This window comes from Vibrio sp. SCSIO 43086 (genome assembly GCF_051132235.1).
In the GTDB taxonomy this organism is placed as follows: domain Bacteria; phylum Pseudomonadota; class Gammaproteobacteria; order Enterobacterales; family Vibrionaceae; genus Vibrio; species Vibrio diabolicus.
On sequence record NZ_CP072677.1, the window covers coordinates 878,060 to 900,249 of the forward strand.

Below are 22,190 nucleotides of genomic sequence, written 5' to 3' on the forward strand. Positions count from 1 at the left end.
GTTATTCCCTTAAGTGCATAATGTCCGATTCATTTTTACCTATTTATAGACAATAGACAATTGAAGTTCTGAGAACCTTAAGAGGTTATTGGTTATTTATATAACAAAGGCCGGAATATCCGGCCTTTAGTTGAAGTTTCGCTTTTCAGCGAGTTAGTACAGAATCGAATACAGCTGACGGCGATATTTGCTTGCTAATGCGTTGCCTTGACCTAGCGCGCTGAGAATATCCATAAAAGTCTTCTTCACTTCACCGTCTTGGGCGCCCAAGTCTTTTTTAAGAATATTCCACAGCAGTTCCAGCGCTTCTTCATCACGACCCACTTGGTTGTACTGTACCGCCAATTCACAAGCAAGTTCGAAGTTTGCCATGTCTGCTGCGTATGCTTGTTCTAGTCGTTGTAACTCAGGGCTATCTGCAGCCTGCAAATGCAGCTCGAGCTTGGCTATTAGACTCTTGTAGTAGTTATCTTGATACTCAAGAGGGATAGCGTTCAGTAGCTCTTGGGCGACATCAAATTGTTTGGTTTCTAATAAACAATCAGCCATCGCGAGTTTCACATCGCCACGCTCTTGCAGTTCTGGCGGCAAAGTGTGGATGATGCTTAAAGCCTGAGCATGCTCACCTTGCTGAAGAAGTTCACTGACTTGCTTTAATAGCTGTTCATCAGGGCTTGGCAAATGCTTTTGTAGCATGGTTGCAATGGCATCAATTGGCTGAGGGCCACCCAATCCATCGACGGCTTGACCATTTATAAACAGCGCGATAGTTGGCAATACTTGCACACCAAATTGAGACGCTAGAGCCGGCTGATCTTCACAATTTAATAAAGCAAGCGTAAATGCACCGTTGTACTGTTGAGCAAGAGATTGCAACTCAGGGAGTATCTGTGCGCTTTCTGGTTGAGCATTGGCCCAAAAGTGGATCAGAACGGGCGTGTTCATTGATCCTTCAAGAGTTTCGCGAAAGTTCTGTTCTGTTATCTCAACGATAAATGGGGATTGCATCAGAGTATCCTTGCTTTGTGTCTTGTCGTTGATAATAGATATGGAGTTGATTTAAGGGAAATTCAAGCGATGGTTGCTAATCGTCATCAATAATGAATCATTCTATTTTGTGAAAGGATGCGGTAAGAGAATAGTGTTACTGCTGAATAGGTGTAAGGCAAAAAGAAAACGCTGCCGAAGCAGCGCAGTTCTAATGCTATTTGTTAGTGCGGTATCAAAATAGGATGAACATGGTCAACACTACACCCACACTAAGCCAGTTAAGCTGATTTAATGTCATTGTTGCCTCGCAGTAGTAAAAACATTGCTACAAAACGTAATGGGTGGCGATACCAAATCTAAGCAACTCAATCACTTTAGGCGAAAGAATCCCCGCTGAATTGCGTAGAAATTGATTCGTTTGGTTGAGGTTTTTTTAACCTACATGTTCATAATGACATCACATTGTTACGGTGAAATTACATTTCGACAAAACTTTTTTATGCAGCCTGTCGCAAAATTTTATCAAGTACACGGGTTGGTAATAACCTTTTCAAGATTGCGAATAATTTAGTCGGCGTAGTAATTCGATAGCGAATTTTAGGTGAAGCGCTAGTTAATGCATGAAGAACAGGTGCGACGCAGGACTCTGCAGGTAAAACAAATCGATTATTAGATTTGTCTTTGTTGAGTCGCTCTCTTTGTCCTTCATAGGCGAGGCGGTGAGGGCTGGATTCAATATCAATCCACTTCTCGAAGGCTTTTAATGCATTATTTCTAAATTGAGTTTCGATAGGCCCAGGTTCTATCAATGCCACTTTGATATTCGTATCCGCAAGCTCTAGCCGTAGTGTGTCAGTCCAGCCTTCTAGGGCAAACTTTGACGCATTGTAGGCGCCGCGGTACTTCATTGCAGCAAAGCCAAGAACAGAACTGTTTTGTATTATCCGTCCTTCGCCTTGTATGCGCATGTGAGGAAGCACTTCTCTGACTAACTGGTGCCAACCAAAAAAGTTGGTCTGAAATTGAGCTTGAAGAGCCTCGGTGGGCAAGTCTTCCAATGCACCGGGCTGGCCATAGGCACCATTATTGAACACGGCATAAAGCTTACCCTCTGCTAGCTCTAATGCTTGCTTCACGCCTGAAGAAATACTTTCAGGGCTGTTTAGGTCTAGCTTGATGCAGGTTAGCCCTTCATTAATTAGACGTTGGACATCTTGCTCTTTCCTACAAGATGCAATGACATGAAATCCCTCGTTTTGCAGGGCGTGAGCGCACACGTAACCGATACCGGTTGAGCAACCCGTAATAAGAATCGACTTTTTCATAAATTAAGCCTCAAGAAACATTGAATGAGGTCATCATTCATCAGCTCCGGTCATGAAGCAAGTGCTTGAGTGCTGGCTCTATTCTGGAGTAGCTAAATTTGAAGCCAAGTTCGGTGAGCTTTTTGGGTTTTGCTCTCATGCTATCGAACAATAAGCAGGAAGATTCACCCATTAGGAGTTCCATTGCCCATTTAGGCGTGAACAAGATATGTGGTCGTTTGAGCGTTTTTGCCAACGTGCCGCTAAAGATACGGTTAGTCACAGGGTGAGGTGCGCACATATTGAACGCACCGTGGGCATGTGGTGTTTCAAGCAAGTACATGATGGCGCGGACCATATCCAGAATGTGAATCCAAGGCATGTACTGGTTACCATTCCCGAGCGGGCCGCCTACGCCAAGTTTGTAAGGTAAGAGCATTTTCGCCAAAGCCCCGCCATTAAGGCCGAGTACTACGCCAGTTCGCAATAGACAAACACGTGTTTGTTCAGACTCTGCGCGTTTGGCTATTTGCTCCCACTTTGCACAAACCTCGTGAGGAAAGTCTTCACTGTTAACATGCAGGCACTCATCAAACGGGTGGTCTTGTTGATCGCCATAGTAACCAACGGCCGAGCCACTAATAAAAACAGCGGGAGGTTCTGTGCTGGCGTGGATCAGCTCAACGATTTGTTCGGTAATTTTCCAGCGACTTTTGCAGATTTTTTCTTTCTGCTCGCTAGTCCATCTTTTATCTGCGATAGGCTCGCCCGCAAGATTAATTATGGCATCAATGTGATTGAGATCGGCGAATGACTCAAGCGAGTCAAGGTATTCGATATTACCCAAATCAGCGTGTTGGAGGCGTTGTTTTGCATGCTCTGGAGAGCGTGTAAGTAGCATAACTTGGTGAGTAGATAGCAGCTTGAGCAACTCCGAACCAATAAACCCAGTGCCACCTGTGAGTAATATCTTCATGTTATCTCTTTGAATGTACACGTATTAGAACATTATAGTCGTTTTGTGCTGAGCTTGATCATCTCAACACTATTATTTCTAGGATAGTGGCAAGCCTGTAGCGAGGCTACTGACTTCACATATTGAAAAAATGTAACTAAATGTTATGCATGGCGCTAATTCGTTCACGGTAGGAGAACTAAATCTATGCCAGACTAAAAACATCGCTAACGGAACAAGCGTAATCAGTTTGCACCATCAAGGAGGATAGGTATGGAAGCATTTGTTGCTCTTTTTCGAGCGCTCCTTAATAGTGCTCGCGATCTGCTACCCATCGTTGTTGTTATCACTTTTTTTCAATTAGTTGTTTTGCAAGAGCCACTTCCTAATCTCATCTCCATTCTTTTTGGCTTATTGCTTGTGGTTTTAGGGTTAACGTTTTTTATTTTTGGTCTAGAGCTTGGTCTTTTTCCTATCGGAGAGAGTATGGCTCAAGCCTTTGCAAAAAAAGGCAGCGTATTCTGGTTGTTAGTTTTTGCGTTTTGTCTAGGCTTTGGCACCACGATCGCCGAGCCTGCATTAACGGCCGTAGCAGAAGAAGCATCAGAAGTTGCGGCAGAAGGAGGGATGATCACAAACTCAGAGCAATCGATGCAGGATTATGGACAAGGGCTACGAGTAACGGTGGCACTTTCTGTGGGGATCGCCATCGTTATTGGCGTTCTGCGCATCTTAAAAGGGTGGCCAATTCATTACATGATCATCGGCGGCTACGTCGGCGTTGTAGTCCTGACGTGGTTTGCACCGGAAGCCATTATTGGCGTTGCTTATGATTCTGGAGGTGTGACGACGTCGACTATCACCGTGCCTTTGGTCACTGCACTAGGGGTTGGTTTAGCATCGGCGATTAAAGGGCGCAACCCCATGGTGGATGGTTTTGGTTTAATCGCTTTTGCCTCGCTTCTACCGATGATGTTTGTGATGGTTTACGGAATGGTCGTAACATGATTTCAATTGAACATTTCCTAGACACTTTATTATCGACCGTTCGAGATGTCATTCCCATCGCCAGCATTATTTTTGGTTTTCAGTTAGCGGTGTTAAGGCGTCCAGTTAACAACCTTAAGAAGGTTTTGCTTGGGTTTGTTTATGTGATTCTTGGGCTCGCTCTTTTTTTGCTCGGATTAGAAATGGCTCTGTTTCCGCTCGGAGAGACCATGGCCGTGCAACTGACAGCGCCGGAATTTTTACAAGAGTTTAAAGTCTCTGTGGGAAAAGCCTTAGTGTGGGTCGACTACTATTGGGTGTATACCTTCGCCTTTTTTATCGGTTTTAGTACCACGATTGCTGAGCCTTCTCTAATCGCTGTAGCGATAAAAGCAAACCAAGTTTCTGGTGGCAGTATCAGTATTAACGGCTTACGCGTGGCTGTTGCATTTGGGGTGGCCATTGGCATCGCGCTAGGGAGCTATCGGATTGTTGTCGGTGACCCTATTCACTATTACATCATTGCGGGTTACATCGTTGTTGTGATTCAAACGTTTTATGCGCCAAAGCTTATTGTTCCACTCGCCTACGATTCTGGAGGCGTCACGACTTCTACTGTCACTGTTCCGCTTGTAACCGCATTAGGGCTGGGGCTTGCTTCTACCGTCCCAGGAAGAAACCCAATGATTGATGGCTTTGGCTTGATCGCTTTTGCCAGTCTGTTTCCTATGATCTCTGTGATGGGCTATGCGCAAATAACCCAATGGCTGAATAAAGATGTCTCGGAGGACGAAGAAAATGCGCTTTAAATTGATACTTGCGTTTGTTGAAGACAGCAAAACAGACAAGGTACTGGACGCTGCTCGCGAAGCTGGCGCGACTGGTGCGACAGTGATTAATAACGCTCGTGGACAAGGCTTAAATCAAAAGCGAACGTTTTTTGGCTTAACGCTGGAAGTACAAAAAGATGTGCTGCTGTTTGTCGTTGAGGAGCACCTTTCTCGACACATATTAGAAACCATCAATGAAGTTGGTGAGTTCGACCGAGAGTCGGGGCAGGGCATTGCTATTCAGATCGATATTGAGGATGCAGTCGGTGTCGCGCATCAAGTAGAGACGTTGACCAAAGTGGTCGAGGATGAGTTATGAGCAGTCAAACGATAATTAGAGTTCGAGATGTAATGGCGGCTACTTATGTCATGGTTGATGGGCTAATGACAGTTTATGAAGGCATAACGTTGGCTAAAAAATACCAAGTCAAAGCGCTGGTGGTGAAAAAGCGAGATGACAACGATGAATATGGCATCGTCTTGATGAATGATATTGCCAAAAAGGTGCTGGCGAATAATCGCTCTCCACAGCGCACGAATATTTATGAAATCATGACCAAGCCCGCTTTGTGTGTCGACCCTGATATGAATGTGAAATATTGTGCGCGCCTATTTGAACGATTTGGCATTAGCCGAGCTCCTGTCATTGAAGATGGGGAGGTCATTGGCATGGTGAGTTATAACAATATTGTCATTAATGGCATGGTGCGAGAAGAAGTGTAATAGGTTGATATAAATGAAAAATCAACGCATTTTTTTCTCAAGTCAGCGACTGTTACAAAGAACTAAAAATATTTAATATATGTTAGGTTGCATATGTGTTAATTCACCATTATTCTTTGCGCCCTAAGTCTATTGTCGAGGAATTTGTATCATGCCTTTAGTCTCTTGCCCTGTGTGTGAGAAACAAATCTCAAAGCGCGCTCACGCATGTCCAGGATGCGGAGAGCCAGACCCGCTGCACCACCTAGCTAAGTCAAAATTTATGTCGATGGTGTTTTGGGTACTGGTGTTGGTTGGAACTGCGTATGCAGCATGGTTCTATATTTTGCCTATGGTCATTGAATCATTGCGCTATCAGTAGTCGTTGGTTGAGCTGTCATAAAAATGCCGTAGAATGACCTCGTACTTTGTGAGGAGACGATGTCGTGAAACTATTTTTTGCCTCAGATCTGCATGGCTCTTTGCCAGCAACTAAAGAAACTATTGAGCTATTTTTAGCCTCTGGTGCGGAGCACCTGATTTTGTTGGGGGATACGCTAAACCACGGGCCAAGAAACCCGATTCCAGAAGGTTACAACCCACCGCAGGTGGCGGAGCTACTGAACCAATACAGTGATCAAATTATTTCTGTGCGTGGTAACTGCGATAGTGAAGTGGACCAAATGCTATTGAAGTTTCCAATGATGATGGATTACTCGTGGGTGCTACTTGAATCTGGTAAGAGAATCTTTTTGACTCATGGTCACTTGTACAACTCTGAAAAACGGCCGCCACTGCGTGAAGGTGATATCATCGCCCACGGTCATACGCATGTTCCTGTCGCAGAGATGCAAGATGGGGTCATTATTTTTAACCCTGGCTCGATGACATTTCCACGTAATGGTTTACCAAGAAGCTTTGGTACTTTAGAAGACAATACGCTAACGGTAAAAACGCCAGAAGGCGAAGTATTAGCACAAACCATGATTTAACGGTTTTACTAAGTAAAAATATAGGGAGCGAATTGCTCCCTATTTTGTGTCTGAATGTCCTAAATCGCGTTCTGGGTCGATAATGTCTCTTACGCGCTGTTTTAGCACCTTTGCTTCAGGAAAGCCGCTGTCTTTTTTCCGTTCCCAAATTTGCTGGCCATTGCAGAAAATTTCGAAGCGACCACCCGTATCTGGGTGTAAGCTGATCGTTTCTATTTCTTCGCTAAAAGTATGCAGTAGTTCTTGCGATAGCCAAGTTGAACGCAACATCCAGTTGCATTGGCGGCAGTAATAAATATCAATGATTGCTTTATCCATGAAACTTTCCTTTTAATCGGTTTAAACTAGCAACTTGATACCCACGGCAAACGTGAGAATTTCGAATGCAATTTTAATCACTCGGTTGCTGTATCGAGTCGCGGCCCATGCGCCTAAACTGCCGCCTAGAAATGAGCTTAACAATAAAACAGGCAACCAAGCCCAATGTATCGGAGCGCCAGCTTGGACGACGGCAATGCCTCCAATGCCATTCCAAAACAACCCGACGCAAATCATGGTGTAAGCAACGGCTTGTTTATAGTTATACCCAAACCAGCGAACTAAAAATAGTGTCACGAGTAAACCAGAACCTGCGGTCAGCGACCCGTTGATGATACCGATGAGCATTAGTCCGACACCGCCGATGACCCAACCGATTGGGTGACGGTTACGTATTATTTCTGATTGGCCTAACGATTTCTTAAATCGTGAATAGATGCCGAGCGCGAGAATCATGCTCCCTAGCATTTTTTCCGCCATACCATCAGGTATTTGGACAATTAAATTCGCCCCTAAGACTACGCCAATGCTGCCAGAAACTATAAGGTAGAGCGCGACCTTCCATTTAATTGTGCCTGCTTTTAAGTGTGTGCTTGCTGCCCCTAAGCCTAAAGCGACGGAAGCCACTTTATGTGTCCCCAGCGCAACCGAGAATGGCAAGCCGAGAAAGATGAGCAAAGGGAATTGAAGTAAGCCTGCACCGCCGCCAGAAAGCGAAGCCAGAGTATTGGCGATAAGTGAGCCGAAAAAGAGGGTGAGGGTATCTAGCCAATCCATAAGCAAAATAAAGGGGGCGTCTTGCCCCCTTATCATCAAATCAAAGTTAGTTTTTAAACAGCACCGAAGAACCGTGGTTCAAGCTAGTGAGCAATAGCGTTTTTTCGTTCACGACATCAATACGGCGACTCTGCTCGGCATCAAGCTTAAAGATTTGAGTGATCAAACGTAGCTGTGCTTCGGAGAAGTCTTTTGATTGAGAAGATGAAATATCTTTAAACTCAGAAGGCGAAACCAACAAATAGTTGTCACTGACTTCCCAGCGCCCTTTTTCCGAGATATTAATCGTGGATTCTGCCGTTGAACCTTGAGCGAATAGTTTGATATTTGCTACGCGAATATAGTCTCCATTAGGGAGATATTTCACATTTGATTCAACATTAACACGACGCAGTGGGCCGACAGGATCGTCAGGCAAGCTGTCTGTAATGACCGTCACCATGGTTGACTGCCACTCATTGGCAGTGAGGACCTGTTCCACTTTTAGGTCGCTACCCCAATATAACCAACCACTGAAAAGAACGGATACGGCCAAAACCGCAGATGCTAATTTTATCTTCATTCTGGCCTCCTTATTTACAGATATCGGTTGGGTCATTTTGACCAGCGAAAATACGCAATGTCACGTTCTCATATGAATGTTGACTGTCATGAATGTAGTTCAGAATCAGCTGATTGTTCTGGCCACCTGTAGCAATCACTTCTACCGGCATTGAATCTTCTGCATGGTATTTTACGTAGCGTTCAATACACTGCTCAATGGACGGCAACCAACTATTGATTTGCGGGTGGTTCACTGGCGTCATCACAGGTACATTTTGATACTCACCAATCTGACGGAATTGGGATTCTGCAGGATTGGTGAATAGCAATACACAAATAGGAAGCAGTAGAGACAAAAGAACGATCATACGCGGCAGCCAGTTATTAGTGTTAGCTGCTGGTTTTGGCTGTGCCTTAGGTAGCTCTACTTGAGGCTCTACTTCAGTCGTGGTGTCTGCCACCGCTTCTGCTGACGGCGCGTCACTTGTTTCTATTTCCGCAGCGTGCGCTTCATTTTCAGAAGTGGCTTCTTCAACGTCAGTATTAGAGTCAGCAGATAATGGGCTTAAGCGTTCCACTGAACAAATGAGTTGATAACCGCGTTTAGGAACCGTTTTAACAAACTCTGGAGATTTTGTTGAGTCCTTCAACATCTTACGCAGAGTAGAGATCGCTTGAGTCAGGCTTGAGTCATCCACCTCAAAACCTTGCTCACGCCAAACAAACTCGTGAAGCTCGTTACGGGTTAAAACTTCGTTTGGTCTCTCTGCCAACATCAGAAGTATACGGCTTTCGTTGCTTCCTAATCGTACAACGTCGTTGCCGTTTTGTTGGTCAGCGAGCGAATTACTATTTGGATCAAAGGTGAACCTTTGAGCAAGTAGAAATTTGGTGCCGATGTTAGTCATTTAGTTCTTCTTAGATGGATGATGTTGTAATTATAGTGATTTATGTCACAAAATTACCGAAGCGCATGGAGTGCGCACGACATTTTAGATGCTTTTAGGCTGGTAGGATAATTAAATTTTTCTAAAAAAACACCGTTTTTAGCAATATTGACCTTGAATTTACATTTGTCAGCCACATGTTAAATGACATCTCAGTAAGGTAATTTCAAGGGGAAAGTCACAAACTTATCTCCATGAAAAAGCCAATTAGTTTAGATGTTATGGAGCACACATGAGCGAAACCGTATCTCAAAACAAAGAAACTCGTGGTTTTCAATCAGAAGTAAAACAACTACTGCATTTAATGATCCATTCTCTTTATTCAAATAAAGAGATCTTTTTGCGCGAGCTGATTTCTAACGCATCAGATGCATCGGACAAGCTGCGCTTCCAAGCGCTATCTAACCCAGACTTATATGAAGGTAATGCAGATCTTTGCGTGAAACTGTCGTTTGATGAAAGCGCAAATACCTTAACCATTTCTGATAACGGTATCGGTATGAGCCGCGATGATGTGATCGAGCACTTAGGTACGATTGCAAAATCCGGGACCGCGGAGTTTTTCTCAAAGCTGTCTGAAGAGCAGAGCAAAGACTCTCAGCTTATTGGTCAGTTTGGTGTTGGCTTCTACTCTGCGTTTATCGTTGCTGATGCCGTCACCGTACGCACTCGTGCTGCGGGCCTAGCCGCTGATGAAGCAGTACAATGGCACTCAGCCGGTGAAGGTGAGTACACCATCGAAAACATCACTAAAGAATCGCGTGGTACTGATATCATTCTTCATATGCGTGAAGAAGGTAAAGAGTTCCTAAATGAATGGCGTCTACGTGATGTGATCAGTAAGTACTCGGATCACATTGGCATCCCAGTTTCAATCCAAACTGTTGTTCGCGATGACGAAGGCAAAGAAACGGATGAGAAGAAGTGGGAGCAAATCAACAAAGCTCAAGCACTGTGGACGCGTAATAAATCGGATATCTCAGATGAAGAGTATCAAGAGTTCTACAAGCACGTATCACATGACTTTGCTGATCCATTGGTTTGGAGCCATAACCGTGTAGAAGGTAAAAACGATTACACGAGCTTGCTTTACATCCCATCTAAAGCGCCATGGGATATGATGAACCGCGACCACAAATCAGGCTTGAAACTGTACGTACAACGCGTGTTCATTATGGACGATGCAGAGCAGTTCATGCCGTCTTACCTACGTTTTGTACGAGGTTTAATAGACTCCAATGATCTGCCACTCAACGTATCGCGTGAGATCTTACAAGATAACAAAGTGACTCAGTCTCTACGTAATGCTTGTACTAAGCGTGTGCTAACGATGTTAGAGCGCATGGCTAAGAATGATGAAGAGAAATACCAATCATTCTGGAAAGAGTTTGGTCTTGTGATGAAAGAGGGTCCGGCAGAAGACTTCGCAAACAAAGAGAAAGTTGCAGGCCTATTGCGCTTTGCTTCAACTGAAGTGGATTCTGCGGAGCAAACCGTGGGTCTAGCTGCTTACGTTGAGCGCATGAAAGAAGGTCAAGATAAGATCTACTACTTGACGGCAGACAGCTATGCAGCTGCGAAAAACAGCCCTCACTTAGAGCAGTTCAAAGCGAAAGGCATTGAAGTTATCTTGATGTACGACCGCATTGATGAGTGGCTGATGAACTACTTAACTGAGTTTGACGGCAAGCAGTTCCAGTCAATCACAAAAGCTGGGCTCGATCTAAGTCAGTTTGAAGATGAAGCAGAAAAAGAGAAGCAGAAAGAAACTGAAGAAGAGTTTAAGTCGGTTGTAGAACGCACGAAGTCTTACCTAGGTGATCGTGTGAAAGAAGTTCGTACGACCTTTAAACTCGCGTCTACACCTGCTGTTGTGGTAACGGACGATTACGAAATGGGCACTCAAATGGCGAAGCTTCTTGCAGCGGCGGGTCAGGCAGTGCCAGAAGTGAAGTACATCTTTGAGCTAAACCCTGAGCACGAGCTGGTTAAGCGCATGGCTGACGAAGCGGATGAAGAGGCATTTGGTCGTTGGGTAGAAGTCCTGCTTGGTCAAGCAATGCTTGCAGAGCGAGGCTCAATTGAGGACCCAACGGAGTTCTTAGGAGCTGTTAATAAACTTTTGACTAAGGTGTAATAACCTCAGTACATCAAAAAGCTCGCATTTCGCGAGCTTTTTGTTTGTTGTCGCAAAATTTTGCATCTCAGGTGTTGAGTTAATAATCAATAGGGCGTGAAAGAGGGTATCGTTAACATTCTTTAGTCTTAATACACTCTTTGCGCGGCGAACCTGTGATAGAATCTGCGACTTGAATGTGAGTAATAAGGCGTGTATTTTTGCTCGCCTATATACGTTATACCGAAACTTATCGTTGCGAGTGCTTCTCGGGTTTGATGTCTAAGAAGCCCAGCTATTGTGAGCTTCGGTATAAATCTTAAATATTAAAGAGGATAAATCATGCGCATCATTCTTCTAGGTGCTCCAGGTGCAGGTAAAGGCACACAAGCAAACTTCATCATGGAAAAATACGGTATTCCACAAATCTCTACTGGTGATATGCTTCGTGCTGCTATCAAAGCAGGTACAGAGCTTGGTAAACAAGCTAAAGCTGTTATCGACGCTGGTCAGCTAGTTTCTGATGAAATCATCCTTGGCCTTATCAAAGAGCGCATCGCTCAAGAAGACTGTGCAAACGGTTTCCTACTGGATGGTTTCCCACGTACTATTCCTCAAGCTGACGGCCTAAAAGAAATGGGCGTTGATGTAGACTACGTTATCGAATTTGACGTTGCAGATGATGTGATTGTTGAGCGTATGGCAGGTCGTCGTGCTCACCTTCCTTCTGGTCGTACTTACCACGTTGTTTACAACCCACCTAAAGTGGAAGGTAAAGATGACGTAACTGGTGAAGATCTTGTTGTTCGTGATGACGACAAAGAAGAAACAGTACGTGCACGTCTAGGTGTTTACCACGAGCAAACTGCACCACTAATCAACTACTACGGTAAAGAAGCTGAAGCAGGCAACACTAAGTACCTTAAGTTTGATGGTACTAAGCAAGTAGCTGAAGTTAGTGCAGATATCGAGAAAGCACTCTCTTAATTTGCTGAAGTCAAAAAATTAATATTTTGATATATTGAAAGCGACCCAAGTGGTCGCTTTTTTTAGTTTACTCGTAAACATATATCTAAATGACTTCAAGTGTCAGCGATGCAGCGCCGTGAGGCTATTTAAGTATATGAACCAAGCCGTTTACCATGAATAGGATGTTATGAAAGAGAATAATAAACAGGGTGTACTCCTAGTGAACCTGGGTACTCCTGACGCACCAACCGCTCCTGCCGTAAAGCGCTTTTTAAGTCAGTTTCTTCATGATCACCGAGTGGTAGACATGACTCGATGGCTTTGGTGTCCGCTATTGCACGGCGTTATCCTTCCAATCCGAGCTCCCAAGGTTGCTAAACTCTACCAATCAGTTTGGATGGAAGAGGGCTCGCCACTGATGGTGTACTCTAAGCGTCAAACAGAAAAGTTGGCTCAAAAGCTTGATATGCCAGTCGAACTTGGCATGACTTATGGAAATCCAAGTTTGCAATCAGGTTTTGAAGCGCTGTTGGCCCAAGGGGTAGAGGAAGTCATCGTTTTACCTTTGTATCCGCAATACTCGGGCACAACAACGGCAGCGGTTTCTGACGGAATCACTAAAGCGTTTAAAAACCTGCCCGTGATGCCGGGCTTTAGCTTTATTCGGGATTACTACAATCACCCGAAATACATTGAAGCGTTAGCGCATTCAGTTCGTGAACATTGGCAAGAGTATGGTAAGGGAGACTACTTGCTATGTTCTTATCACGGTATTCCAAAACGTTACGCTGATAATGGAGATGTTTACCCTCAGCACTGTGAAGAGACGACTCGCTTACTCGCTGAAGCGTTAGGGTTAAACGAGCAACAGATAGGTATGACGTATCAGTCTCGATTTGGCCGAGAAGAGTGGTTACAGCCCTATACCGATAAAACTCTAGAGGCACTTCCTGCAAAAGAGGTAAAAAATATCAATGTAGTGACACCAGCATTCTCTTCGGATTGTTTAGAAACGTTGGAAGAGATCTCGGAAGAGTGTAAAGAGATCTTCCTTGAAGCAGGTGGAGAAAGCTTTACCTACATTCCTTGTTTGAACGATAGTGAGCTTCATATAGAAATGATGGCTGAGTTAGTTCACTCTAAGCTTTAGGTACAAAAAAGGGTCGCAAAAGCGACCCTTTTTTGTAGAGCGATTAAGCGACTTGTACTTGCTGCTCTTCGACTTGTTCTGCTGTGCTGTGAGTATTCTCTGCACCATGCATCCAGCGAACGAGCGTATTCGAGAATAGAAGTAGGATGACACCACTCACGGTAGCGCTGACGGCAATGCCACTAAAGATAGCCATTGCGCCCAATTCGCCTACGTGAGATCCCACATAGCCCGCAACGTAGTTTGCAATCGCATTACAGCCAAACCATGCACCCATCATGAGTGAAGCTAAGCGAAGCGGTGCTAACTTGGTCACCAGTGAAAGACCAATTGGAGATAAGCACAGTTCGCCCAATGTATGGAAGAAGAAAGCACCCACCAGCCACAACATTGATGTTTTTACCGTTGTGTCTCCACCTTGTTCTAGCACAGCGCCAACCATACATAGGAAGCCAATTGCCAAGAAAAATAGTGCCATCGCAAATTTCACTGGCGACGTAGGTTCGCGTTTACCCAGTTTTACCCAAAGGACCGCCAGAACTGGTGCTAGGGTAATAATGAAAAATGGGTTTAGCGATTGGAACCACGCAGCAGGTACTTCAAAGCCACCAATCATACGATCAGTATATTGTTGAGTGTAGATGTTCATTAGGCCACCGGCCTGCTCAAAGCCAGCCCAGAAGACGATAGTGAATAAGCTCATGACCAAAATTACTTTTAGTCGGTTTACTTCTTCTTTCGTTAGGGGTTGCTTCGTGGTTGAGTTTTTGTTGCTTAGATCTCGTTTTGCTGCGGGCTCGCGACCGATGTCACCAAGCCAAGACTGAGCTAGCACCATTTGCATCACTAAGCTAATAATCATACCTACACCTGCGGCCACAAAACCGGCTTTCCAACCGTAAGAGGTTGTCACAGAGCCAGAAACGACGCCTGCAAGCAATGCACCTAAGTTGATCCCCATGTAGAAGATGGTGAATGCACCGTCACGACGGTTGTCACCCTCTTTATATAAATCGCCAACCATGGTTGAGATATTCGGCTTAAAGAGGCCGTTACCAGTGATAAGCAGACCAAGACCTAAATAGAAACTGTGTAGCGAACCAATACCCAGAGCGTCAGCAGGAAGTGCAAGTGTAAACTGGCCGATAGCCATTAACGCGCCACCAAGCAAAATTGAACGGCGTTGACCTAGATAGTTATCCGCTAAGTAACCTCCGATGAGAGGTGTGATATACACAAGACCAGTATAAATACCGTATAGGTCTAGTGCGTCTTTGGTTGACCAGCCAAGGCCGCCATTCATCGTTGTATCTGTAAGGTAAAGTACTAGAATGGCGCGCATTGCGTAGTAAGAAAAGCGTTCCCACAGTTCAGTACCGAACAATAAGAACAAGCCACGAGGATGGCCGAAATATTGATGTTGGTTTGACATAAGCTCTTCTAATAATAGTTATTACATTTTTTAACGACTTCTACGTATACATTGCAATTTAATGAGTGACAAACAATAAAATTTTGCATTACGACTAAAGTTGTTTGTTAAGTGACTGTTTTTGGGTGAATTTGCAGATGATATGATGGTGTGTTGGCTGTGTTACAAACTTAATTTCCATTTTTGTCTATGGACTTCTTCTCGTAAGTTCTTGAAAAGATACCGTTAATGCGAGCGATGTATAATCATACTTTTATAGATAAACTGAATGTCAATGACTCAACTTTGGCTTAATGCTAGGATAAAAACAAAATAGAATTGGCTAGTAAAAAAGATGAAACGTTGGTATCTACTTTATTGTAAACGTGGGGAGCAGGTTAGGGCGAAACAGCACCTTGAAAACCAAGGTGTAGAGTGCTTTTATCCAACTGTAGAAGTTGAGAAGATTTTGCGCGGGAAAAGACAAAAAGTCGAAGAGCCGCTGTTTCCTTGTTATGTGTTTGCTTACTTTGATTATGAACAGGGACCTAACTTCACCTCAGTCCGCTCCACTCGAGGGGTTGTTGATTTTGTGCGTTTTGGTGCTCAACCGAAAGAAGTCCAAGGTGACTTAGTCTTTGAATTGATGCAGCTAGAAAAATGCTGTAATGAAAATACCGCTTCTGAGTGTATGCCAAAACCAGGTGATCAAATCCGAGTTAAGAGCGGTCAGTTTGCTGGTATAGATGCTATCTTCCAGGAGCAAGATGGTGAGAAACGCTCAATCATGTTAGTGCAGATGATCACTAAACGAGTGCCTGTCAGTATTGATAACAGCGATTTAGACTTGAAATAGCTAATGTGTACAAACAAAAAAAGAGGTGCTTTGGCACCTCTTTTTTAATCTTGCTGGTAATCACCAGCAGTGGGACGCTGTTTAGCGAGCTTAGCAAAACAACGATGGTTACCGATTAGGAGTAGGGCATCACACCCTACTTAGTCGCTTAGTAAGCGTCGTTATGGACGGTTTGCACCGCACGGCCTGACGGGTCTACACAGTTTTGGAATGACTCATCCCATTCAATCGCTTTCGCTGATGAACAAGCTACTGAAGGACCACCTGGCACACACTCAGCCGCTGAAGGTAGTGGGAATAGCTCTTCAAAGATTTCTCGGTACACGTAACCTTCTTTTGTGGTTGGCGTGTTGTATGGGAAGCGGTATTGAGCCGTTTCCATCTGCTGATCCGTCACTTTTTGCTCTGCGACTTCTTTCAACGTATCAATCCAGCTGTAACCTACGCCATCAGAGAACTGCTCTTTTTGACGCCATGCGATCGACTCTGGCAAGTAATGCTCAAAACACTCGCGTAGAATGTGTTTTTCCATTTTGCCGTTGCCACACATCTTATCTGCTGGGTTCAGGCGCATTGCAACGTCGATAAACTCTTTATCAAGGAACGGTACTCGGCCTTCAACCCCCCATGCCGCTAGCGATTTGTTTGCGCGCGCGCAGTCAAACATGTTCAGAGCAAGCAGCTTACGTACCGTTTCTTCGTGGAACTCTTTCGCGTTTGGTGCTTTGTGGAAATATAGGTAACCACCAAAGATCTCATCTGCACCTTCACCAGAAAGTACCATCTTAATGCCCATCGCTTTGATCTTGCGACCCATTAAGAACATAGGCGTGGATGCGCGAATGGTGGTCACATCGTACGTTTCGATGTGGTAAATCACGTCGCGAATCGCGTCGAGACCTTCTTGAATTGTATAAGTCATTTCATGGTGAACGGTACCGATTTGGTCGGCAACTTCTCGAGCTGCTTTTAAATCTGGTGCACCTTCTAGACCCACAGCAAAAGAGTGCAGTTGTGGCCACCAAGCTTCAGACTTTTCATCATCTTCAATACGCATCGCTGCAAAGCGTTTTGCTACCGCAGATGTAATAGAAGAATCTAGACCACCTGAAAGAAGTACACCGTAAGGCACGTCAGTCATTAGTTGGCGTTTAACAGCCGCTTCTAGGGCTTCAGTCAGTTCTTCTTTGCTGGTGGTGTTACCTTGAACGGCAGCGTATTCGTTCCAGTCACGAACATAGTAACGCGTTGGCTCGGCATCTTTTGAGCTGTAGTAGCTACCAGGAGGGAACTCGCTCACTGTTTTACATACTGGAACAAGTGCCTTCATCTCTGATGCAACATAGTAGTTGCCATGCTCATCATGACCTTGATAAAGAGGGATAATGCCAATGTGGTCGCGACCGACTAAGTATTCGTCTTTTTCTTCATCGTACAGAACAAAAGCGAAAATACCGTTTAGTTCTTCAAGGAGATCTGCACCCATATCTTGGTACAGTGCAAGAATGACTTCACAGTCTGAATCGGTTTGAAACTCGTATTTTCCTTCGTAACGAGCACGAATTTCTTTATGGTTGTAGATTTCACCATTGACTGCAAGGATGAGCTTTTTATCAGGGCTGTATAGCGGTTGTGCACCACTATTTAGACCAACAATCGCCAAGCGCTCATGCGCTAAAATAGCGCGCTCTGAAGAGTAAATCCCAGACCAGTCAGGGCCACGATGACGAAGTTTTTTCGACATTTCTAATGCGATAGGGCGCAATGCGGCTGCATCGCTTTTAATGTCTAAAATGCCAAATACTGAACACATACTACATCCTTACTAAACTAAATAATTTCTAATCGGTATGGCTTCAATTTGCCATTACTAGTAAAAAAAGCAACGTTTTATGATTATAAAAATGATAAAAAGCCTTGTTGTGTAAATATTATTTAACTTAATGGCTCGTTTGGTGAATGAAATCAAGGTTTGGTATAAAAACCATACAAAAAAGCCTTTCTATTGATAGAAAGGCTTTTAAAAAATATTAGTATGGTTGCTTATTTTATTGGTGTGAACTGAGGTTCGAGTTGTTTACACACATGTCGAGCAAAACCGCTACCTGCTTCACTGTATATATTGAATGCGGCGTCAACTCCGCTTTCCAGCAAACCTTCCAACTGATCTGGGTACTCGGCGATAGCAGCTATTTGCCCTTTATATTTTCTGCGTTTAAGCTGCTCAAGTGCGGTTTGGTTACCTTGATGATGAGGCATGGCAAGCAGCACCAGTTTGACATGACCTGTATCTAAAATTCGTTCCCAAAAATCTGGGTCTGTGGCATCGCCAGCGATCACGTTTCTTCCCTCTGAACGGTGCTGATGTGCTGCATCTTCACGAATTTCTATGCCTAGTGAAATTTTGCCATAGCGCGCACGTAATTCATCATAGGCCCCAGTCCCGATGCGCCCCATGCCTAAGATTAATACCTGGGCATGCCCAGGGTTAATGAGTTGGTCACGCTGGTTAAGCTTTTCTGCGGCTGTCTCTTGCAGCCACTTGCCGGAGTGTTGATAAATTTTGTGGCTAAGGCGGTTAAGTGGCGCAGAAATAATAAAGGACACGGACACCGCAACCGCAATCGCAGCGAGCATATCGCTTGGCATCCAGCCCATTTTGTAAGCCAACCCTGCGACTATAAGGCCAAACTCACTGTAGTTGAACAGCGATAAAGAGGCGAGCAAAGAGGTACGTACTCGAAACTTAAAGTGATTAATCGTGACGAAGTACAAGAGCCCTTTTATTGGCAGCAGTAAGATAAATAGTAGGGCGAGTACGACGCCATTGACGCTCAATGAAGCGGACAAGCCAATGTTTAAAAAGAAGCAGACTAAGAACAGCTCCTTCATATTGAATAGCGATTTGGATAGCTCTGAAGCTTTAGGGTGGCCAGCGAGTAGCATGCCTAAAATCAGCGCGCCCAAGTCTGGTTTCATTCCGACCAGTTCGAATAGCCCTGCCCCAACAACAAGCGCGAAGAAAATACCGAACAGCACCAGCATTTCGCCGTGGCCAACTTTATCTAACAGTTTATAGAATAGTGGACGAAGGAAAGGCAATGCGAACAAACCAATGGCATACCATTCTGGGACTTTGCCGGTTGAAGCAGTCAGGAATACCACGGCAAAAATATCTTGCATAACCAAGATACCGATCGCGAGTGTGCCGTAGGTCGCGTTCATTTCCCCTTTTTCTTGCAATGCTTTTACGGCAAAAACGGTACTGGAGAAAGATAGTGCAAAAGCTAAAAGTAGGATTTGACCGCTATCCATACTGGCGAGCGAAGTTAAGCCCAGTAGTTTTAAACCTGATAGCGCTAGTGCAAAAAAAGCGGTAGACAGTATGTTGTGGGCGGTCGCTCCTCCCCATATTTCTTTGGACAGTAGCGTTTTGACATCAAGCTTGAGTCCGATCGTGAATAGAAGAAGAGTGACACCAAGATCTGCAAGAGTGACGATAACGTCATTGCTTTGATAGCCAAATGCATGCAAACCAAATCCTGCCAGTAGAAAACCAACGAGGGGAGGGAGGCTACATTTAAGCGCAATAAAGCCAGCTAAAAAAGCTGTTGTAATTAGAATAATTTCCATACTGTTGAGCTGTATTCCTGATATACAAAAACGGGCTGTGAAAACACAGCCCGAGATTGTAACTCAATTAGTTGTATAAACTTAGTCTTCAAGTAACTTTTGTAACAAAACTCCGTTTAGCATTGCGCGTTTAATCATCGCAAATGCGCCCATCGTTGGCTGCTTATCAATGTGTGAAGCCACGATAGGAAGGTCGTTATGGAAAGTTTTGAGAGATTGATTTTCGACATTGCGTTGAATTGCAGGGAAGACTATATCTTGTGCAGCAGTAATGTCGCCCGCAATGACAATTTTCTGAGGGTTAAACAAGTTAACGGTAATTGCAATCGCTTTACCTAACTGGTTACCCACTCGCACTAAACTCTGCTTTGCAAGTTCGTCACCATCCATTGCATGCTGACACACTGCTTCAATCGTGATGTTTTCAAGGTCAGTCAAGCTTGACTCATAGCCTTGAGCAATCAGTTGTTTTACTCGTTGGATAATAGCTGGGTTCGCTGCTACGGTTTCTAAGCAACCAAAGTTCCCACATTGGCACTGTTCACCAAGCGGATCGATTTGGATATGACCAATTTCACCGACGTTGCGGTTAAAGCCAAGAAAAACCTGGCCGTTAACGATAATACCTGCGCCAGTACCGCGGTGAACGCTAACTAAAATGGAGTCCTGACAGTCTTGGCTTGCCCCAAAGTAGTGCTCCGCTAACGCCATGCCACGTACGTCATTCCCAACAAAGCATGCGGTATTAAACTTCTCTCCAACAATTTCACCCAGCGCCAGATTATCGATATCGGTATTCGGCATGTACTCAACCACGCCTGTTGTTGGGTTAACAAGGCCCGGTAGCGTAATACCAATTGCGATGAGCTGATCAATTTTGTCTTCGCAACGGTTTACGAAGTCTTTAAGTAAATCGATAAGCCCAGCGATCAAGTCAGCTTGGTTGGTGTAATGCAGTTCGTGCTGATCTTCCGCAAGTGCAGTGCCACCTAAATCGTACAAACAAAATTGTACGTAATCTCGACCTAAACGAACCGCAATAGAGTGGAAGGGTTTGACTTCGGTGGTCAGAGAGATTGCACGACGACCACCAGTTGAAGCTTGCTGGGCGACCTCTTTAATAAGGCCGCGCTCTAAAAGTTGGCGGGTTATTTTGGTAACACTAGCAGGTGCGAGCTGGCTCACATCTGCGACTTGAATACGGGAGATAGGACCTTGCTGATCAATCAGCCTATATACCGCAGCGCTGTTAAGCTGTTTTACTAAATCTACATTACCAATCTGTCCGCCATTCATGCTTAATTTTGCTCGTATTGTCCGTTAACAACCGTCGCTTTTACTTTGAAGTCACGATCGAAAATGGTTAGGTTTGCAACCATCCCTTTTCGAACTCGGCCAAGGCGATCCTCAACACCAATTGCAGTTGCTGGGTATAACGTGGCCATTCGTAGAGCTTCGTCTAAAGCGATCCCCGCGTGCTCAACTGAATTCTGAACTGCTTCTATCATTGTCAAAGCTGAGCCGCCTAGTGTGCCGTTTTCATCAACACACTTACCATCTCGGTAATATACTTTCTTACCGACAAAAATAAAGTGATCAATGTTAGCACCTGCTGGAGCTGTGGCATCCGTCACCAAAACAAGCTTTTCACCTTTGATTTTATGAGCAATTCGGATGTTTGCGTAGTCTACGTGGAAACCATCAGCAATAATGCCAGCATAAACGTCAGGCGTATCATAAATTGCACCAACAACTCCAGGTTCACGACCAACCATTGGCGTCATCGCGTTAAATAGGTGTGTGGCAAAAGTAATACCTGCTTCAAAGCCTTTACGCGCTTCGGCGTAGGTCGCATTTGTATGACCAATAGAAACTACGATGCCGGCTGCTTTTAATCGTGCAATATGCTCTGGATCGTTTTGCTCTGGTGCAAGCGTTACTTTAGCGATGATATCGGCGTTTGCGCAGATAAGATCAATCATGCTTTCATCTGACGGGCGAATAAAATCGACGTTGTGGATACCTTTTTTCGCGACGTTAAGATAAGGACCTTCTAGGTGTAGACCAAGTGATTGGTTTTGATATTGGTTATGATATTCACGAGCGGCAGAAATTGCAGTTCGCATATCTTCGTCTGATGAAGTAATGAGCGTTGGTAAGAAGCTAGTACAGCCGGACTTGAGGTTTGCTTCGTGCATGATTTGCATGGTTTCCGGTGTGATTGCATCGTTTAGCATTACACCGCCACAGCCATTCAGTTGCAGGTCGATAAAGCCCGGACTTAGGTTTGCGCCTGCGAGGTCTTTCACTTCGATGCCCTGAGGTAGCTCTGCAGCCGGTACAATAGATTGAATAAGGTCGTTTTCGATGATGACCGCATGATCGGTAAGAACATCACTACCGGTATAAATTTTACAGTTACTTAGCGCGTACATAGTCAGCTAGTCCTTATAGATGAGAATTCAATTTCTATATCGTTACCTAAGTGGAGACTGCTTTAGTCATATGGGTACTTAGTTTGTATCACTGAATTAGATAACGAGTCACATACAGCAAGTCGCGTTTTATCGATGTTATTGTCATAGTAACTAACTGAAAAGTAATAATTGTATGGTTTTTTATGATTCTTTTTCAGAGCAAAGTTACAGTGATTTACCCGCCTAGATACCAAAAATAACACTGATTCTGCCTTGCATAAAGTGCGAGAATA

General features: G+C 44.4%; 22 protein-coding genes. 10 read left to right on the forward strand and 12 right to left on the reverse strand.

The window, feature by feature from the left end; all coding sequences use genetic code 11:
* Positions 1–153: 153 nt before the first annotated feature.
* From J8Z23_RS04120 to J8Z23_RS04130, 3 genes are all read right to left on the reverse strand, one after another.
* Positions 154–1,008 (reverse strand): co-chaperone YbbN, encoded by an 855-nt coding sequence (locus tag J8Z23_RS04120; protein WP_048626123.1) that lies wholly within the window; start codon positions 1,006–1,008, stop codon positions 154–156.
* A gap of 479 nt (positions 1,009–1,487) precedes the next feature.
* Positions 1,488–2,315 (reverse strand): SDR family oxidoreductase, encoded by an 828-nt coding sequence (locus J8Z23_RS04125; RefSeq protein WP_047009542.1) that lies wholly within the window; start codon positions 2,313–2,315, stop codon positions 1,488–1,490.
* Positions 2,316–2,355: 40 nt separating this feature from the next.
* Positions 2,356–3,270, reverse strand: a complete 915-nt coding sequence (locus J8Z23_RS04130) for a TIGR01777 family oxidoreductase (RefSeq protein ID WP_145532369.1) — start codon at positions 3,268–3,270, stop codon at positions 2,356–2,358.
* A 252-nt stretch (positions 3,271–3,522) separates the two neighbouring features.
* Here J8Z23_RS04130 and J8Z23_RS04135 point away from each other — a divergent pair, with 252 nt between their 5' ends.
* The 6 genes from J8Z23_RS04135 to yfcE all read left to right on the forward strand — a co-directional run bounded on the left by J8Z23_RS04135 (position 3,523) and on the right by yfcE (position 6,760).
* The gene (locus J8Z23_RS04135; RefSeq protein WP_046874270.1) at positions 3,523–4,257 is read left to right on the forward strand and encodes a DUF1538 domain-containing protein; all 735 of its coding nucleotides are present in this window, start codon (positions 3,523–3,525) and stop codon (positions 4,255–4,257) included.
* A complete protein-coding gene (locus J8Z23_RS04140) occupies positions 4,254–5,045 on the forward strand; it encodes a DUF1538 domain-containing protein (RefSeq protein ID WP_046874269.1) in 792 nt (263 codons plus the stop codon). The genes J8Z23_RS04135 and J8Z23_RS04140 overlap by 4 nt, the downstream gene beginning before the upstream one ends.
* Positions 5,035–5,385: a P-II family nitrogen regulator gene (locus J8Z23_RS04145; protein WP_005393077.1), complete on the forward strand. Its 351-nt coding sequence runs from the start codon at positions 5,035–5,037 to the stop codon at positions 5,383–5,385. The genes J8Z23_RS04140 and J8Z23_RS04145 overlap by 11 nt, the downstream gene beginning before the upstream one ends.
* On the forward strand, positions 5,382–5,789 hold the full coding sequence (locus J8Z23_RS04150; protein WP_005393075.1) for a CBS domain-containing protein: 408 nt from the start codon (positions 5,382–5,384) through the stop codon (positions 5,787–5,789). The genes J8Z23_RS04145 and J8Z23_RS04150 overlap by 4 nt, the downstream gene beginning before the upstream one ends.
* Before the next feature lie 151 nt (positions 5,790–5,940).
* Positions 5,941–6,150, forward strand: a complete 210-nt coding sequence (locus J8Z23_RS04155) for a hypothetical protein (protein ID WP_257897238.1) — start codon at positions 5,941–5,943, stop codon at positions 6,148–6,150.
* A gap of 64 nt (positions 6,151–6,214) precedes the next feature.
* On the forward strand, positions 6,215–6,760 hold the full coding sequence (gene yfcE, locus J8Z23_RS04160) for a phosphodiesterase (RefSeq protein WP_104974381.1): 546 nt from the start codon (positions 6,215–6,217) through the stop codon (positions 6,758–6,760).
* A gap of 39 nt (positions 6,761–6,799) precedes the next feature.
* Here yfcE and J8Z23_RS04165 read toward each other — a convergent pair whose 3' ends face one another.
* From J8Z23_RS04165 to J8Z23_RS04180, 4 genes are read right to left on the reverse strand one after another with little or no spacing between them, the layout of a single operon-like run.
* Positions 6,800–7,078 (reverse strand): SelT/SelW/SelH family protein, encoded by a 279-nt coding sequence (locus J8Z23_RS04165; RefSeq protein ID WP_005382088.1) that lies wholly within the window; start codon positions 7,076–7,078, stop codon positions 6,800–6,802.
* A gap of 21 nt (positions 7,079–7,099) precedes the next feature.
* On the reverse strand, positions 7,100–7,855 hold the full coding sequence (locus tag J8Z23_RS04170; protein WP_053807090.1) for a sulfite exporter TauE/SafE family protein: 756 nt from the start codon (positions 7,853–7,855) through the stop codon (positions 7,100–7,102).
* A 46-nt stretch (positions 7,856–7,901) separates the two neighbouring features.
* A complete protein-coding gene (toxS, locus tag J8Z23_RS04175; protein WP_005393067.1) occupies positions 7,902–8,417 on the reverse strand; it encodes a transmembrane regulator ToxS in 516 nt (171 codons plus the stop codon).
* A 10-nt stretch (positions 8,418–8,427) separates the two neighbouring features.
* The gene (locus tag J8Z23_RS04180) at positions 8,428–9,306 is read right to left on the reverse strand and encodes a transcriptional regulator (protein ID WP_256955888.1); all 879 of its coding nucleotides are present in this window, start codon (positions 9,304–9,306) and stop codon (positions 8,428–8,430) included.
* A 271-nt stretch (positions 9,307–9,577) separates the two neighbouring features.
* On the opposite strand from J8Z23_RS04180, the gene htpG reads away from it, so the two are divergent.
* The 3 genes from htpG to hemH all read left to right on the forward strand — a co-directional run bounded on the left by htpG (position 9,578) and on the right by hemH (position 13,580).
* Entirely contained in the window at positions 9,578–11,482 is a 1,905-nt protein-coding gene (htpG, locus tag J8Z23_RS04185; protein ID WP_005393063.1) for a molecular chaperone HtpG, read from the forward strand.
* Between the two features lie 321 nt (positions 11,483–11,803).
* Positions 11,804–12,448 carry an adenylate kinase gene (gene adk, locus J8Z23_RS04190; RefSeq protein WP_005393061.1) on the forward strand — a complete coding sequence of 215 codons (645 nt, stop codon included), beginning with the start codon at positions 11,804–11,806 and terminating at the stop codon, positions 12,446–12,448.
* A gap of 169 nt (positions 12,449–12,617) precedes the next feature.
* Positions 12,618–13,580 (forward strand): ferrochelatase, encoded by a 963-nt coding sequence (gene hemH / locus J8Z23_RS04195; protein WP_145474344.1) that lies wholly within the window; start codon positions 12,618–12,620, stop codon positions 13,578–13,580.
* Between the two features lie 43 nt (positions 13,581–13,623).
* Here the strand turns inward: hemH and J8Z23_RS04200 are convergent, their stop codons facing one another.
* On the reverse strand, positions 13,624–15,012 hold the full coding sequence (locus J8Z23_RS04200; RefSeq protein ID WP_005393058.1) for a peptide MFS transporter: 1,389 nt from the start codon (positions 15,010–15,012) through the stop codon (positions 13,624–13,626).
* Positions 15,013–15,346: 334 nt separating this feature from the next.
* On the opposite strand from J8Z23_RS04200, the gene rfaH reads away from it, so the two are divergent.
* The gene (gene rfaH, locus J8Z23_RS04205; RefSeq protein ID WP_005393056.1) at positions 15,347–15,847 is read left to right on the forward strand and encodes a transcription/translation regulatory transformer protein RfaH; all 501 of its coding nucleotides are present in this window, start codon (positions 15,347–15,349) and stop codon (positions 15,845–15,847) included.
* A gap of 148 nt (positions 15,848–15,995) precedes the next feature.
* Here the strand turns inward: rfaH and asnB are convergent, their stop codons facing one another.
* The 4 genes from asnB to nagA form a co-directional block, all read right to left on the reverse strand.
* Complete coding sequence (gene asnB / locus J8Z23_RS04210; RefSeq protein ID WP_005393054.1) at positions 15,996–17,660, reverse strand: asparagine synthase B; 1,665 nt, start codon at positions 17,658–17,660, stop codon at positions 15,996–15,998.
* Positions 17,661–17,890: 230 nt separating this feature from the next.
* A complete protein-coding gene (locus tag J8Z23_RS04215; protein WP_006742714.1) occupies positions 17,891–19,480 on the reverse strand; it encodes a cation:proton antiporter family protein in 1,590 nt (529 codons plus the stop codon).
* Positions 19,481–19,561: 81 nt separating this feature from the next.
* Positions 19,562–20,776 carry a DNA-binding transcriptional regulator NagC gene (nagC, locus tag J8Z23_RS04220; protein ID WP_006742713.1) on the reverse strand — a complete coding sequence of 405 codons (1,215 nt, stop codon included), beginning with the start codon at positions 20,774–20,776 and terminating at the stop codon, positions 19,562–19,564.
* Between the two features lie 2 nt (positions 20,777–20,778).
* Complete coding sequence (gene nagA / locus J8Z23_RS04225) at positions 20,779–21,915, reverse strand: N-acetylglucosamine-6-phosphate deacetylase (RefSeq protein ID WP_005393048.1); 1,137 nt, start codon at positions 21,913–21,915, stop codon at positions 20,779–20,781.
* Between the last annotated feature and the right edge of the window lie 275 nt (positions 21,916–22,190).

What these genes read in the sequence shown, in the direction of transcription:
- J8Z23_RS04120 (WP_048626123.1), bottom strand. Translation starts at nt 1,008, where the DNA reads ATGCAATCCCCATTTATCGTTGAGATAACAGAACAGAACTTTCGCGAA.
- J8Z23_RS04125 (WP_047009542.1), bottom strand. Translation starts at nt 2,315, where the DNA reads ATGAAAAAGTCGATTCTTATTACGGGTTGCTCAACCGGTATCGGTTAC.
- J8Z23_RS04130 (WP_145532369.1), bottom strand. Translation starts at nt 3,270, where the DNA reads ATGAAGATATTACTCACAGGTGGCACTGGGTTTATTGGTTCGGAGTTG.
- J8Z23_RS04135 (WP_046874270.1), top strand. Translation starts at nt 3,523, where the DNA reads ATGGAAGCATTTGTTGCTCTTTTTCGAGCGCTCCTTAATAGTGCTCGC.
- J8Z23_RS04140 (WP_046874269.1), top strand. Translation starts at nt 4,254, where the DNA reads ATGATTTCAATTGAACATTTCCTAGACACTTTATTATCGACCGTTCGA.
- J8Z23_RS04145 (WP_005393077.1), top strand. Translation starts at nt 5,035, where the DNA reads ATGCGCTTTAAATTGATACTTGCGTTTGTTGAAGACAGCAAAACAGAC.
- J8Z23_RS04150 (WP_005393075.1), top strand. Translation starts at nt 5,382, where the DNA reads ATGAGCAGTCAAACGATAATTAGAGTTCGAGATGTAATGGCGGCTACT.
- J8Z23_RS04155 (WP_257897238.1), top strand. Translation starts at nt 5,941, where the DNA reads ATGCCTTTAGTCTCTTGCCCTGTGTGTGAGAAACAAATCTCAAAGCGC.
- J8Z23_RS04165 (WP_005382088.1), bottom strand. Translation starts at nt 7,078, where the DNA reads ATGGATAAAGCAATCATTGATATTTATTACTGCCGCCAATGCAACTGG.
- J8Z23_RS04170 (WP_053807090.1), bottom strand. Translation starts at nt 7,855, where the DNA reads ATGGATTGGCTAGATACCCTCACCCTCTTTTTCGGCTCACTTATCGCC.
- toxS (WP_005393067.1), bottom strand. Translation starts at nt 8,417, where the DNA reads ATGAAGATAAAATTAGCATCTGCGGTTTTGGCCGTATCCGTTCTTTTC.
- J8Z23_RS04180 (WP_256955888.1), bottom strand. Translation starts at nt 9,306, where the DNA reads ATGACTAACATCGGCACCAAATTTCTACTTGCTCAAAGGTTCACCTTT.
- htpG (WP_005393063.1), top strand. Translation starts at nt 9,578, where the DNA reads ATGAGCGAAACCGTATCTCAAAACAAAGAAACTCGTGGTTTTCAATCA.
- adk (WP_005393061.1), top strand. Translation starts at nt 11,804, where the DNA reads ATGCGCATCATTCTTCTAGGTGCTCCAGGTGCAGGTAAAGGCACACAA.
- hemH (WP_145474344.1), top strand. Translation starts at nt 12,618, where the DNA reads ATGAAAGAGAATAATAAACAGGGTGTACTCCTAGTGAACCTGGGTACT.
- J8Z23_RS04200 (WP_005393058.1), bottom strand. Translation starts at nt 15,012, where the DNA reads ATGTCAAACCAACATCAATATTTCGGCCATCCTCGTGGCTTGTTCTTA.
- rfaH (WP_005393056.1), top strand. Translation starts at nt 15,347, where the DNA reads ATGAAACGTTGGTATCTACTTTATTGTAAACGTGGGGAGCAGGTTAGG.
- asnB (WP_005393054.1), bottom strand. Translation starts at nt 17,660, where the DNA reads ATGTGTTCAGTATTTGGCATTTTAGACATTAAAAGCGATGCAGCCGCA.
- J8Z23_RS04215 (WP_006742714.1), bottom strand. Translation starts at nt 19,480, where the DNA reads ATGGAAATTATTCTAATTACAACAGCTTTTTTAGCTGGCTTTATTGCG.
- nagC (WP_006742713.1), bottom strand. Translation starts at nt 20,776, where the DNA reads ATGAATGGCGGACAGATTGGTAATGTAGATTTAGTAAAACAGCTTAAC.
- nagA (WP_005393048.1), bottom strand. Translation starts at nt 21,915, where the DNA reads ATGTACGCGCTAAGTAACTGTAAAATTTATACCGGTAGTGATGTTCTT.